12 protein-coding genes are annotated in these 12,025 nt (G+C 72.1%); 6 read left to right on the forward strand and 6 right to left on the reverse strand.

Annotated elements, in window-relative coordinates:
• Positions 1-8: 8 nt before the first annotated feature.
• Genes ACQP2O_RS27860 through ACQP2O_RS27870 form a run of 3 tightly spaced genes read right to left on the reverse strand, consistent with a single transcriptional unit; the run spans position 9 to position 3,337 of the window.
• Positions 9-1,142, reverse strand: a complete 1,134-nt coding sequence (locus ACQP2O_RS27860; RefSeq protein WP_433170042.1) for a nucleotide disphospho-sugar-binding domain-containing protein — start codon at positions 1,140-1,142, stop codon at positions 9-11.
• A 31-nt stretch (positions 1,143-1,173) separates the two neighbouring features.
• Complete coding sequence (locus ACQP2O_RS27865) at positions 1,174-2,319, reverse strand: nucleotide disphospho-sugar-binding domain-containing protein (protein ID WP_433170043.1); 1,146 nt, start codon at positions 2,317-2,319, stop codon at positions 1,174-1,176.
• A gap of 4 nt (positions 2,320-2,323) precedes the next feature.
• On the reverse strand, positions 2,324-3,337 hold the full coding sequence (locus ACQP2O_RS27870) for a methyltransferase (RefSeq protein ID WP_433170044.1): 1,014 nt from the start codon (positions 3,335-3,337) through the stop codon (positions 2,324-2,326).
• 364 nt (positions 3,338-3,701) lie between these two features.
• Here ACQP2O_RS27870 and ACQP2O_RS27875 point away from each other — a divergent pair, with 364 nt between their 5' ends.
• Positions 3,702-4,769 (forward strand): MupA/Atu3671 family FMN-dependent luciferase-like monooxygenase, encoded by a 1,068-nt coding sequence (locus tag ACQP2O_RS27875; protein ID WP_433170045.1) that lies wholly within the window; start codon positions 3,702-3,704, stop codon positions 4,767-4,769.
• Between the two features lie 5 nt (positions 4,770-4,774).
• Complete coding sequence (gene ssuE, locus ACQP2O_RS27880; RefSeq protein WP_433170046.1) at positions 4,775-5,323, forward strand: NADPH-dependent FMN reductase; 549 nt, start codon at positions 4,775-4,777, stop codon at positions 5,321-5,323.
• 57 nt (positions 5,324-5,380) lie between these two features.
• Here the strand turns inward: ssuE and ACQP2O_RS27885 are convergent, their stop codons facing one another.
• From ACQP2O_RS27885 to ACQP2O_RS27895, 3 genes are read right to left on the reverse strand one after another with little or no spacing between them, the layout of a single operon-like run.
• Complete coding sequence (locus tag ACQP2O_RS27885) at positions 5,381-5,668, reverse strand: phosphopantetheine-binding protein (protein WP_433170047.1); 288 nt, start codon at positions 5,666-5,668, stop codon at positions 5,381-5,383.
• Positions 5,669-5,689: 21 nt separating this feature from the next.
• Entirely contained in the window at positions 5,690-7,174 is a 1,485-nt protein-coding gene (locus tag ACQP2O_RS27890) for a class I adenylate-forming enzyme family protein (protein ID WP_433170048.1), read from the reverse strand.
• On the reverse strand, positions 7,171-8,196 hold the full coding sequence (locus ACQP2O_RS27895) for a ketoacyl-ACP synthase III family protein (RefSeq protein WP_433170049.1): 1,026 nt from the start codon (positions 8,194-8,196) through the stop codon (positions 7,171-7,173). The genes ACQP2O_RS27890 and ACQP2O_RS27895 overlap by 4 nt, the downstream gene beginning before the upstream one ends.
• Before the next feature lie 189 nt (positions 8,197-8,385).
• Here ACQP2O_RS27895 and ACQP2O_RS27900 point away from each other — a divergent pair, with 189 nt between their 5' ends.
• The 4 genes from ACQP2O_RS27900 (at position 8,386) to ACQP2O_RS27915 (ending at position 11,930) form a co-directional block, all read left to right on the forward strand.
• Positions 8,386-9,315 (forward strand): ABC transporter ATP-binding protein, encoded by a 930-nt coding sequence (locus tag ACQP2O_RS27900; RefSeq protein WP_433170050.1) that lies wholly within the window; start codon positions 8,386-8,388, stop codon positions 9,313-9,315.
• On the forward strand, positions 9,312-10,028 hold the full coding sequence (locus ACQP2O_RS27905) for an ABC transporter permease (RefSeq protein ID WP_433170051.1): 717 nt from the start codon (positions 9,312-9,314) through the stop codon (positions 10,026-10,028). The genes ACQP2O_RS27900 and ACQP2O_RS27905 overlap by 4 nt, the downstream gene beginning before the upstream one ends.
• Before the next feature lie 146 nt (positions 10,029-10,174).
• Positions 10,175-11,395: a sensor histidine kinase gene (locus ACQP2O_RS27910; RefSeq protein WP_433170052.1), complete on the forward strand. Its 1,221-nt coding sequence runs from the start codon at positions 10,175-10,177 to the stop codon at positions 11,393-11,395.
• Positions 11,325-11,930 carry a response regulator gene (locus ACQP2O_RS27915; RefSeq protein WP_433170053.1) on the forward strand — a complete coding sequence of 202 codons (606 nt, stop codon included), beginning with the start codon at positions 11,325-11,327 and terminating at the stop codon, positions 11,928-11,930. Before ACQP2O_RS27910 ends, ACQP2O_RS27915 begins: the two co-directional genes overlap by 71 nt.
• Positions 11,931-12,025: the final 95 nt, after the last annotated feature.

Genomic DNA, 12,025 nt, shown 5'->3' on the forward strand with positions numbered 1-12,025 from the left:
TCATGGCGTCAGGTCAGGGCTTCGAGGAGGGGTACGGCGGCGGCGGGCGGCGGCATCCGCGTGATGGCGGTGCGCAGGCGGGCCGCCGACTCGCCGTATGCGGGGTCGGCCAGCAGCGTGTCGACGGCCTTGCGGATCGCGGCGGGGTCGTCCTGGCGGGCGGCGTCGTCGAAGGCGATGCCGGCGCCTTGTTCGGCGATGCGCTCGGCGTGGGCGAACTGGTCGGCGATCTGTGGGAGCACGAGCTGGGGCAGGCCGGCGGCGGTCGCGGCGAGGGTGGTGCCGGCGCCGCCGTGGTGGATCATCGCGTCGCAGGTGTGCAGGAACCGGGCGAACGGTGTCGGCGGGATGAGCCGGACCGGGTCGGGCACCGGTTGCAGGTCCGGGTCGGTCGAGGTGACGAGCGCCTCGACGCCGTCGGGGCGGTCGAACGCGGTGATGACGGTGCGCAGCAGCGACAGGCCGCCCAGGACGACGGTGTGCAGGCCGAGGCTGACGCACACGCGTGGTCTGCCGGACCGGCCGGGCAGCCGTCCGGGCCCGAGCGGGGGCCGGATGGGACGTCCGGGGGCGATGCCGGGCAGCTGCAGTTCGGGAGGGCAGGGGTCGAGGATGAGGTCGGGTTCGGGCATCCGGTCCAGGCCGAGGTCGGCGCAGGCGCCGCGCAGCAGATCCTGGGCCGACGCGCGGGCCGGGTCGCCGAGCGGGTCGACGCCCCAGCGGTGCTGGACGGCGGGGATCCCGAGCGCTCCGGCGATCACGAGGCCGGCGCACTCGAGCGGATCGGTGACGATCAGGTCGGGCCGCCGGGCGCGGGCCAGCGCCAGGTAGTCCGGCAGCGCGTCCCGGGTGTGGGTCTGCCACAGTTTGGCGCCCGCCTCGATCGTCTCGGCGGTCGCCGGGCCGGTGACGTGGATCGGCCGGGTGCCTGCGGGCAGGTAGTTCATCCCGGTGTTGCCTTCGTCGTCCCAGAACGGCTCGCCGATCGGCGCGGTGCGCAGGCCGGCGGCGTGCGCGGTGGCGGTGATGTCGGGCCGGCCGGCGACGAGCACGTCGTGGCCCGCGGCCTCTAATGCCCAGGCGAGGGGAAGCAGAGGTGTCAGGTGGGAGGGCAGCGGAGTGGACAGGAACAGTACGCGCATCGGTGCGTCCTTCAGGCCGGGGCGTCGGGCTTCAGTTCATGGCTTTGAGAACCAAGGCTTCGAGCAGCGGTACGGCGGCGGAGGGCGGCGGCATGGCCTGCTGGGAGCGGCGCAGCCGGGCGGCGGCCCGGGTGTGGGCGTCGTCGTCGAGGAGGGTGCGCAGCGCGGACCGTACGCGGGCGGGGTCGTCCTGGCGGCGATGGTCCTCGATGGTGAGGGCCGCGCCGGTGCCGGCCAGCCGGCGGCCGACCGCGAACTCGTCGGACACCTGGGGAAGGACCAGGTGCGGCAGCCCGAATCCGATGGCGGTCAGGGTGGTGCTCGCCCCGCCGTGGTGCACGATCGCGTCGCAGCTGTGCAGGAACAGGTCGAGGGGGGTGGGCGGGACGACCTTGACCGTGCGCGGCACCGGGCCGAGCGTGGCGTGATGTTCGGGGTCGGCGGTGACGACGGCCTCGACGTCCGGGAGGCCGTCGAACGCGGCGATCAGGTTCCGGAACAGCGGTAGCCCTCCCATCAGCGCGGTCTGGCGGCCGAGGCTGACGCACACGCGGCGCGACGCCGGCCGGTCGCCGATCCAGGCGGGTGCCGGGGCGGTGCCGTTGACGGGGATGTGCCGGATCGTGCGGGCCGGGGGCAGGCCGGGTGTCTGCAGTTCCGGGGGCGCCGGGTCGATGATCAGGGCGGGCGGGGGAAGCGGCCCGTCGAAGAACTCGCCGGCGAAGCGCCAGGCGAGGTGGCCGAGCAGTTCGATCCCCCAGCGGTGCTGGACGTACGGCACGCCCAGGGTGCCGGCGATGGCGGCGCCGGCGAACTCCAGCGGGTCGACGACGATCAGGTCGGGCCGGCGGCAGCGCGCGAGGGCGAGGTATCCGGGCAGCGCGTCCCGTGCGTGGGCGAGCCACAGTTTGACCCCGGACTCGAGCGTCTCGGGCGTGCCGGGCCCGAACATCTGGATGGGGCGGACGCCTTCGGGCAGGTGGCCGCTGAGCCATTCGGCGGCGCGGACGGGCTCGCCGATCGTCACCCCGCACAGTCCGGTGGCGTGGACGACGTCCATGACGTCCGGTGGCCCGGCGACCATGACGTCGTGGCCGGCCGCCTGCAGCGCCCAGGCGAGCGGCACCATCGGTGCGAGGTGGGAGGCGAACGGCGAGCTCAGCATGAGAACCCGCACGGTGTCACCCGTCCTTGGCGGCGATCAGCAGCATGTCGTTGCCGATCGTGGTGAGGCGGCGGGTCTCGGCGACGCGGAATCCGGCCTTCTCGGCCCATTCGCGGCAGTCGGCGACGGTGTACTCCGAGCCGCCGGTGGTCAGTGCGACGTTGAGGCTGCCGAGGAGGCTGGGCAGGTCGGGCCGTACGGGGTCGAGCATCTGGTCGTAGACGAGGAGGAGACCGCCGGGGGTGACCGCGTCGTGGGCGCGTTCGACCAGGACGCGGGCCTGGTCGGCGGGCCAGTCGTGCAGCACGTGGCCGAGGATCACGACGTCGGCGGCGGGCAGCGGGTCGGCGAAGAAGTCGCCGCCGTGGAAGCGGACCCGGTCGGCGGTGCCGAGCCGCGCCATGTGCTCGTCGAAGACCGGTTCGACCTGGGGCAGCTCGAACACCGCGCCGTTCAGGTGCGGATGGGCCTGGGCGAGCTGGGCCGCGAGGTTGCCGCGGGCGCCGCCGACGTCGACGAACGAGCCGTGGCGGGTCCAGTCCAGGGCGGCGGCGAGCTGGGGGCCGACGAGGGCGTGGGCGGAGTCCATGTGGGCCAGGAACCGGCGTGCCGCCTCCGGGTCCTGGTAGACCTTCTTGAACGCGTCGGGTCCGCCCACGCGGTCGGCCTTGGGCTCGCCGTCGCGCAGGGCCTCGCTGAGCCGCCCCCACATGGCGTAATGGCGGGCGGCGGCGGTCCGGCAGAGATCGCCGAGATAGTACGCTCCGCCGGGCACGAGGAAGGCCGCCGCCTGGGGGGCGTTGGCGTATCCCTCACCGGATCGGGTCAGCAGTTCCAGTGCGACCAGCGCGTCGAGGAAGTCACGCGACAGCCGGGGATGCAGTCCCAGGCGCTGCCGGATCTCGACCTCGCCGGCGGGGCCGTTCGCCAGCAGCTCGAAGACGCCGAGCTCCACCGCGCTGTGCAGCAGTTTCGCCTGGGCGAAGGCGTTGCTCAGGCGGCCGATCGCCACGGCCTCGGAAGGCTCCATCGCATGGCTTGTCATGTGAGTGCCCTTTCTGTCACCTTGTCAGCGGGCGAATTCTCGCCCTGGCACCTAGAGGACCGCTCAAGTGCGGTTATCGGCGGTTCAGTGGTTCCGTTTGCGAATGACATTGCGGTAGAAGCCGATCAGGAACATGAGCGCGCCGATACCGAGGATGATCCAGGCCATTTGTTCCACTCCCTTACTCCGTGGTTTTCGGACGCTTACATGTTCGCGCGGCGGAGACCACCGATTCAAGGGGGGTTTGTCGCGTTACGCCTAGGACAAATCACCTAAAGACTCTCGAGTGGTCCTCGACCGCGATCCGCGACCGTGAACCTCGCTACGAAACTTTCAGAGGTGGTGGAAAATGCGGCAGATCGACTTCGGCGCGTTCTTCTTCGCTGCGGTCGGGGATCGCGCCGGGGACACCTACCGGCTCATGCTCGAGTGCGCCCGCCGCGCCGACGAGGCCGGATTCGCGTTCGTGTCCACGCCCGAACGCCACTTTCACCGGTTCGGCGGCGCGTTCGCCAACCCGGCGGTGACCTGCGCCGCGATCGCCGCGGCCACCGAGCGCGTCGAGGTCCGGGCCGGCAGCGTGGTCACCCCGCTGCACCCGACCGCTCGGCTCATCGAGGACTTCGCCATGGTCGACGGGATCTCCGGCGGCCGCGTGGCGATCTCGGTGGGGTCGGGCTGGAACGTCAACGACTTCGTCCTGTCCCCCGAGTCCTACGACACCCGCCGCGAACGCGTGATCGCCGACATCCACGCGATCCGTGAGACCTGGCGCACCGGCCGGTGGACCGGCCTCAACCCGCGCGGTGAGCGGGTGGAACTGGACCTGTTCCCGCGCCCGGTCCAGCCGGAGCTGCGGATCTGGACGACCGCCTCCCGCAGCGAGGAGACGTTCCGGCGGGCCGGTGAGCTCGGCACCAACCTGCTCACCCACCTGGAGAACCAGGACGTCGACGCGCTCGCCGCCAAGATCGGCCTGTACCGGCAGGCGCGTAAGGACGCCGGCTGGTCCGGCGCCGGCACGGTCACCCTCATGCTCCACACGTACGTGGCCGCCACCGGCGAGCGGGCCCGGGAGGTGGCCCGGCCCTGGCTCAAGCGGTACCTGCTGACCGCGATCGACCTGGAGGCCGCGGCGGTGCGCTCGGGCGGGCTGATGAGCGGCGGCAAGGCCGGCCGGGACGTCATCGCCGCCGAACAGGCCCAGGCCAGGCTCGCCGAGCTGGGCGTCAACCGGTACCTGGACGGGCGGTCGCTGATCGGCTCGGTCGAGCAGTGCGCCGAAGTGGTCCGCCGGGTCCGGGACGCGGGCGTGGACGAGATCGCCTGCCTCATCGACTTCATCGGCGACGGCGCGCAGGTGCTGGAGGGCTTCGACCACCTCACCGCGTTGCGCGAGCGCGTCGGCGAGGACTGATCACGGTGCCGAACGTCGTCGTCATCTCCGGCAGCCCCTCCCCCACGTCACTGACCGGCGGGGTGCTGCAGACCATCGGCGAGCGCCTGGTCCGCGACGGCCACGACGTGTCGCTGCTGCGCGTCCGCGACCTGCCCGCCGCCGCCCTGCTGGCCGGTGACACCGGCGACCCGGTCCTCGGGCCCGCGCTCTCCCTCGTCGCGGCCGCCGACGGCGTCGTCGTCGGCACGCCCGTCTACAAGGCCGCCTACTCCGGGCTGCTCAAGGTGCTGCTGGACATGCTGCCGCAGCGGGGCCTGGCCGGAAAGGCCGTCCTGCCGGTGGCGACCGGCGGCTCCCAGGCCCACGTGCTGGCGCTGGACTACGCGCTGCGCCCCGTGCTCGTCTCCCTCGGCGCCGAGTACGTGGCCAAGGGCGTCTTCCTGCACTCCGACCACGCCACCCGCACGCCCGGCGGCGGCCTGATCATCGACCCGGAGGCCGAGGTCTTCCTCGACCGGGCGACCGATCAGTTCGGCCGGGCCCTGCGCGCCACCGTCACCGACCCGGCCTGACCGGAACACGTCAGGGCCGCCGCTCCCGGAAGAGGAGCGGCGGCCCTGACACGGCTCTCAGCGCCGGGCCGCGCCGGCCTCCGGCCCGTTGCCGGCCGGCTCGGCGTCGCCGCGCCCCGACTGCAGCACCTGCCACAGGGCGCCGGGTGTCGCGAAGGTAGCGGCGTTCAGCGCGGTGTCGGGGATGACCAGGTCGTACCTGGCCTCCAGCTTCATCAGCAGGTCGATCGTGCCGATGGAGTCCAGGCCGGCCGCCCGCAGGTCGGTGTCGCGGTCCAGGGACAGCTCCGCGGCGGACGCCGGGAGCACGTCCCGCAGCACCTGCTCGAAGTCCTGATCCAGCATGGCGTTCTCCTCCCGGTGCGGTCAGCGGTCGCCGTCCAGCACCCTCTTGTCGATCTTTCCGTTCGGGGTGAGCGGAAGGCTGTCGACGACGTGACAGGCCGCCGGTACCTTCGCGCTCTCCAGCCGGTCCTCCATGGCCCGCAGCACCTGGGCGGGCGACAGCTCGGTGACGGCGAAGACCGTCAGATCGCGCGATCCGTCCGGGGGCAGCACCGCGGCTTCGCGCACGCCGGGCACGTCGAGCGCGGCGGCCTCGATTTCGCGGACGCTGGTCCGTACGCCGCGGCGTTTGAACAGGTCGTCCCGGCGGCCCTCGAAGTACAGGTGGCCGTCGGCGTCCACCCGGCCGTAGTCGCCGGTGTGCAGGGTGACCTCGCCGCTGACCGGGTCGGTGCGGAAGCGCTGGGCGGTCAGCTCCAGCGCCTGCCAGTAGCCCGCCATGACGTGCGGGCCGGCCACGGTGATCTCGCCGACCTCCCCGGCCGGGAGCCGGGCTCCGTCGTCCCCGACGATGCGCACCTGCGTGCCGGGCAGCGGCCGGCCCACCGAGCCCGGCCGGGCCAGGTCGCCGTCCGGTTCCAGGATGGTCACGCGCTTGCACTCGGTGATGCCGTACATCGGGGCGACCCGCGCGCCGGGGAACGCCGCGCGCAGCCCGTCGATCACCGGGGTGGTCAGTGCCGCGCCGGTGCTGGTGAACAGGCGTACCGGCGGTGGCGTGTCCCGGTCGCGGCGGCGCAGCCGCAGCAGCATCTCCCCCAGGGACGGGACCACGGGCACGACCGTCACCCGGTGTTCGCGCAGCAGCCCGATCAGCCGCGTGTGGTCCTGCGGTCCGGACAGCACCAGTTCCGCGCCGGCGAGCGCGGCGAGGAAGATCTGGTAGAGCCCGTAGTCGAAGGACAGCGGGACGGCGGTCAGGACGACGTCGTCGGCGCGGTAGCGCAGCCGCGAGGCGATCGCCCCGGTGGCGAACACCACCGCGCGGTGCGGGCTCATCACCGCCTTCGGCGCGGAGGTGCTGCCGGAGGTGTACATCAGCAGGCCCAGGTCGTCCGGTTCGACCGGGGGCCGTCCGGGGTGTGCAGGTTCGGCGGCGAGGCGTTCGATCTGTGGCCAGATCGTGCTCAGGGCGTGGGTGCGGCCGGTGCGGGGCAGGGCGTCGCCCTCGTCCACGGCCAGGGCGGGCCCGGCGTCGGTGGTGATCGCGGTGAGGTGGAAGGGTTTGGTCGCCGGGTTGACCGGGACGAAGATCGCGCCGTGCCGGACGGTGCCGTAGAGCATCGCGACGAACTCCCGGACGTTGCCGGCCCGGGCCAGGACGCGGTCTCCGGCTCTGACGCCGTGGCGGTCCAGCCAGGTCGCGAAGGCCCGGGCGCGGGCGTCGAGTTCGGCGTAGGTCCAGGTGCCGGTGCGGTCGGTGACGGCGGGCCGGTCCGGATGCGCGGCCGGCGCGGCGGCGGGCAGGTCGTGGATCAGGCGCGGCGCGCGGGCGGGGCCGGTCATGCGGCCCAGTCCGGCAGCTCGTCGATCTCGACGACGGCGGCGCTGAGGGTGTATCCGGCGCCGCCGCCCCACAGCACGACCTTGTCCCCCGGTGAGAGCATCCCGCCGGTGAGCAGGTGAGCGAGTCCGGCGCACTGGTCGCCGGGGCCGATGTGGCCGACCCGCCGGGCGAACTCCCAGGTGGTCTGCTCCTCGGTGAGGCAGAACAGGTCGTGCAGCTGCATCTCGCCGTCGCTCTTGCCCACCGACGGGAACACCGCGTAGGCGATCTGGCTCTGGTCGATGCCGGCGTCGGCGAGCAGGCGGTTGCGGACGGTCAGCATCATGCGGGCGATGCGGCCGGACACCTCCAAGTCGTCCATGTCGTCCTGCTCGGCGCGTGCCTTGAGGTCGATCGGCTCGGTGAGCGCGCGGGAGACCGTCGTGAACGGCTCCTTGCCGCGGGCGCGGCCCTCCAGGGTGTTGTCGGCGGCCGTCGCGGTGGCCAGCAGCCGGGCGAATCCGCCGCGGCCGGACAGGACCATGGCGGTGCCGCCGTCGGCGTAGGCGTTGCCGTGCCGGAGCCGCCAGCGGTCCGCGGCCGGTGCGGCGAAGCGGTCGGCGGTCGTGATCATCACGGCGTCGTCGGTGCGGCCGGCGGTGATGTGGGCGGCGGCCAGTTCCAGCGCCGACACCCCGACGTTGCACCGCTGCTGGACGTCGATCGCGGGGACCGAGCCGCCGACGGTTCGCTGGGCGATGTACGAGGCGGCGGGCCAGATGTCGAGTCCCTGGAACCAGATGCTGCCGTGCAGCAGCAGGGAGAAGTCCTCGGGCGCCACGCCGCTGCGTTTGAGGGCGGAGGCGGCGGCGTGCACGGCCATGTCGGGTGGGGCCGTCTCGTCGGCGATCAGGACGGAGAGGTAGCCGAAGGAGTCGGTCCACTCCCTGCCGCACTCTCCCGCCTCGATCGCCTTCTCGATCGGCGTCGGCTCGGGCAGCCAGGTGCCCAGACCGGCCAGGTGGACGCTGTCCCAGCGCATCGGATCTCCCTCGTCGAAGGGCGTGGAAAGGACGGGCCCATGATGGGACTCGGCGCTAGAGGCGGCTTGGAAGACGCTTCGACCGATACGGCGTCCGATGTGGCCTGCGCAATTCCAGGACAAATGTCCCGGTGAACGCGAATCACCTGTCTCTGTCGGTGAAAAACGCCATTCCGTAGCGTCGTGCACATGAAGGAATCCACGATGGGCGATCCGGCGAAAGGCCCGGCGGTCGTCCTGTCCGACCTGAGAAAGAGCTATGGGGACGTCCGCGCGGTCGACGGCGTGAACCTGACCATCGGCCGCGGCGAGACCGTGGCGCTGCTGGGACCGAACGGCGCCGGGAAGTCCACCACCATCAACATGCTGCTCGGGCTGCTCCCCCCGGACGGGGGCTCGATCGAGCTGCTCGGCCGCAGTCCCCGGGACACGGTGCGGGCCGGCAAGGTGGGGGCGATGCCCCAGGACGGCGGCCTGATCCCGCGGGTGACGGTCAAGGAACTGGTGGGGTTCGTCCGCCAGACGTACCAGGACCCGCCGTCGCTGGAGGAGACGCTGCGCCTGGCGAACCTCACCGAGCTGGCGGGTCGCCGGGTGGACCGGCTTTCGGGCGGCCAGGCCCAGCGGGTGCGGTTCGCGCTCGCGCTGGCCGGCGGCCCCGACGTGATCGTGCTGGACGAGCCGACCGCCGCGCTGGACGTCGCCGGGCGCCGTGACCTGTGGCAGGCGATGCGCTCCTACGCCGAGCGCGGCAAGACGCTGCTGTTCTCCACGCACTACATGGAAGAGGCCGACGACTACGCCGAGCGGGTCGTCGTCATCGCGCAGGGCCGGGTGATCGCCGACGGCAGCGGCGCGGACATCAAGAAGATCGTCGGCGGGCGCACGGTCAGCTTCGACCTCGGCGACGGCTCGGTCGAGGGGCTGGACCGGCTGCCGGGTGTGACCGCCGTGGAGGTCCGCGGCGGGCGGGCCCACCTGACCACGACCGACCCGGACGCCACCGTCGCCGAACTGGCGCGCCGCGGTGACATGCGCAACGTCGAGGTGGTCGGCACGGGGCTGGAAGAGGCGTTCCTCGCGCTCACGGCCAACCAGGAGGAGGGGGTCTCCCGATGATCGCTTACCTGCGGCTGGAGCTGCGGCGCACGATCCGCGACTTCGGCTACCTGATCATGACGCTGGCCGCGCCGCTGGCGCTGTACCTGCTGTTCAACAGCGGGGGGCATCATTCCAGGACCGACGCGGTCCACAGCATGATCGCGATGGCGGGCTTCGGCGCGCTGGGTGCGGTGATGTCGAGTTCGGGCGCGGTCTCGGAGGACAAGCGGGCCGGCTGGCTGCGGCAGCTGCGGTTGACGCCGCTGCGGCCCGCGACGGTCGTGGTGGGGCGGGGCGTGAACATCATGACGCTGGCGCTGCCCGCGATCCTGGCCGTGTGCCTGGTCGCCGGGATCGTCAACGGGGTCGGCCTGGGCGCCGCCAACTGGGCCGGGATGGTGGCGCTGCTGTGGGTCGGCGTCGCCCCGATCGCCATGCTGTGCCTCGGCATGGGCTACCTGTTCGACGCCGCGAAGGCCCAGGCCGCCGGTCTGGTGGTCTACCTGGTGCTGTCCATTGTCGGCGGGCTGTTCGCGCCGGTCGATTCCCTGCCGACCTGGCTGAAGCCTTTCTCGAAACTGACGCCGACTTATCGATACACCGAACTTTCCCAGGATTTGGCCCTGGGTAAAGGGCTGTCGGCGGCGAGCGTCGGCGTGCTGGCCGCCTGGGCTGCGGCATTCGCGCTGTTCGCGGCGTTCGGATACCGCAAGGGCGGGCGCGCGGCGTGACCGGGTAATCGCTCGCCGTCGATGGGTCTCCGCACGGAAATCGAATACCGGCGTAGTGGTAATACGCCGCAGACTTGACTGGTGACTTATGCGAAGCTCGCAAAGGTTGTCATGCTATGTTGACGATTAGCTGGTGAAGGGATGAGATGTCGCGCAGGCAGAAAGACCCGATCACCGCTCTCATCGCCGGTCGTCCAGGGCCGCTGATCTACACTCTCCTCCTCGTCATCGTCTCGGGCGCCGCCATGGACGTGCTCGGCGGCAAGGTCCGGCCGGCTCTGGTGGCCGCCGCGGGGCTCATCGGATTCGTCGGGCTCTACGTCGTCTGCTTCTGGTGCGTGTTCCGCAGCCAGGCGCGGCGTGGCCTGGCTGCGGCGGCGCTGGTGGCGCTGGGCCTGCTGACCGTCGCGCTGGCGTACGGGTTCGGCGGCCGGATGGTCGAGCTGTTCATGCCGCTGTCCATCGCGTGCGGCGCCGTCATGTTCCGGTGCGGTCTGCGGCAGCTTCCCGCGGCGCTCGGCGGCGTCTCCGCATGCGCGGGGCTGTGCGCCTTCACGCGCGGGGACGCCGGCGACGACGCCTTCACCATCGGCTACGCGACGTTGATCTCCGGAGTGGTGATCTACGCGATGCTGCGGATGCTGGCGGTGATCAACGAGCTCCGCGACGCGCGGGAGGAGCTGGCGCACGCGGCGGTGATGCGCGAGCGGCTGCGGTTCTCCCGCGACCTGCACGACCTGCTCGGGCACACGCTGTCGCTGATCGTGGTCAAGGCGGAGGCGGTGCGGATGTTCATCACCCGTCAGCCGGACATCGCCGAGCGGCACGCCACCGACATCGAGGAGGTCGGGCGCGGCGCGCTGGAGGAGGTGCGCGACGCCGTCGCCGGGTACCGGGCCAACCGGCTGGCCGACGAGGTCGACGGCGCCCGGTCCGCGCTCGCCGACGCGGGCGTGGAGGTGGTGGTGCACACCTGCGGCGAGCCGATGCCGCAGGCCGCGGACGAGGTGCTGAGCTGGGTGGTGCGCGAGGGCGTCACGAACGTCATCCGGCACAGCAAGGCCACGTCGTGTGAAATCGAGATCCGCTACGTTGACGGTCTCGCCTCGGCGCAGATCAGCGACGACGGGGTCGGACCGGACCCGGGCTCCCCCGCCGGATACGGGTTGCGGGGGCTGGCCGAGCGGCTGGCGGCTGCGGGTGGCGGTGTGGAGACCTCGGCTCGGCGGGGAGGCGGCTTCTGCCTGACGGCGAGCATGCCCGTCGAGGGCGTTGGATTTGGAGGGGAGAGAGCTCTTGATTCGCGTGCTGCTCGCCGAGGATCAGCGGATGATGCGGGGCGCACTCGCGCAGCTCCTCGATCTTGAACGGGACATCGAGGTCGTCGCCGAGACCGGTAGCGGCGACGAGGTGCTCCCCCTGGCCCTGCGGCATCGTCCCGACGTCGCCGTGCTGGACATCGAGATGCCGGTGCGCAGCGGGCTGGAGGCCGCCGCGGACCTGCGCGACGACCTGCCCGACTGCCGGGTGCTCATCGTGACGACGTTCGGCGGGCCCGGTCATCTGCGCCGGGCCCTGCAGGTGGGGGCGAGCGGCTTCTTGGCCAAGGACGGGCCGGTCGGGCGGCTGGCCGAGGCGATCCGCCGGGTCAAGCAGGGCGAGCAGGCCATCGACCCGGCGCTGGCCGTGGACGCGCTGACTCTGGCGCCCTGCCCGCTGACCAACCGGGAGCGTGAGGTGCTCGTCGTGGCGGCCGACGGCGCCCCGGTCGCCGAGCTCGCCCAGCGCCTGTGCCTGTCCGAGCGGACGGTGCGCAACCACCTTTCGGCCGCCATTCAGAAGACCGGTGCCCGGAACAGAATGGAGGCCGTCGCCAAGGCGCGTCACAACGGCTGGCTGTGACCGCCCGTGGCGCAGGCCCGCGGTTCGCACGCCCCGATCGAGGCTCGAGGGGTATTCGACATCCACTCCTTAGCGTCGGTGCGGTTGATATGACC

The organism is Actinoallomurus sp. CA-150999 (genome assembly GCF_050942425.1).
In the GTDB taxonomy this organism is placed as follows: domain Bacteria; phylum Actinomycetota; class Actinomycetes; order Streptosporangiales; family Streptosporangiaceae; genus Actinoallomurus.

What these genes read in the sequence shown, in the direction of transcription:
- ACQP2O_RS27860 (WP_433170042.1), bottom strand. Translation starts at nt 1,142, where the DNA reads ATGCGCGTACTGTTCCTGTCCACTCCGCTGCCCTCCCACCTGACACCT.
- ACQP2O_RS27910 (WP_433170052.1), top strand. Translation starts at nt 10,175, where the DNA reads ATGTCGCGCAGGCAGAAAGACCCGATCACCGCTCTCATCGCCGGTCGT.
- ACQP2O_RS27890 (WP_433170048.1), bottom strand. Translation starts at nt 7,174, where the DNA reads ATGACCGGCCCCGCCCGCGCGCCGCGCCTGATCCACGACCTGCCCGCC.
- ACQP2O_RS27905 (WP_433170051.1), top strand. Translation starts at nt 9,312, where the DNA reads ATGATCGCTTACCTGCGGCTGGAGCTGCGGCGCACGATCCGCGACTTC.
- ACQP2O_RS27885 (WP_433170047.1), bottom strand. Translation starts at nt 5,668, where the DNA reads ATGCTGGATCAGGACTTCGAGCAGGTGCTGCGGGACGTGCTCCCGGCG.
- ACQP2O_RS27895 (WP_433170049.1), bottom strand. Translation starts at nt 8,196, where the DNA reads ATGCGCTGGGACAGCGTCCACCTGGCCGGTCTGGGCACCTGGCTGCCC.
- ACQP2O_RS27870 (WP_433170044.1), bottom strand. Translation starts at nt 3,337, where the DNA reads ATGGAGCCTTCCGAGGCCGTGGCGATCGGCCGCCTGAGCAACGCCTTC.
- ACQP2O_RS27900 (WP_433170050.1), top strand. Translation starts at nt 8,386, where the DNA reads ATGAAGGAATCCACGATGGGCGATCCGGCGAAAGGCCCGGCGGTCGTC.
- ACQP2O_RS27875 (WP_433170045.1), top strand. Translation starts at nt 3,702, where the DNA reads ATGCGGCAGATCGACTTCGGCGCGTTCTTCTTCGCTGCGGTCGGGGAT.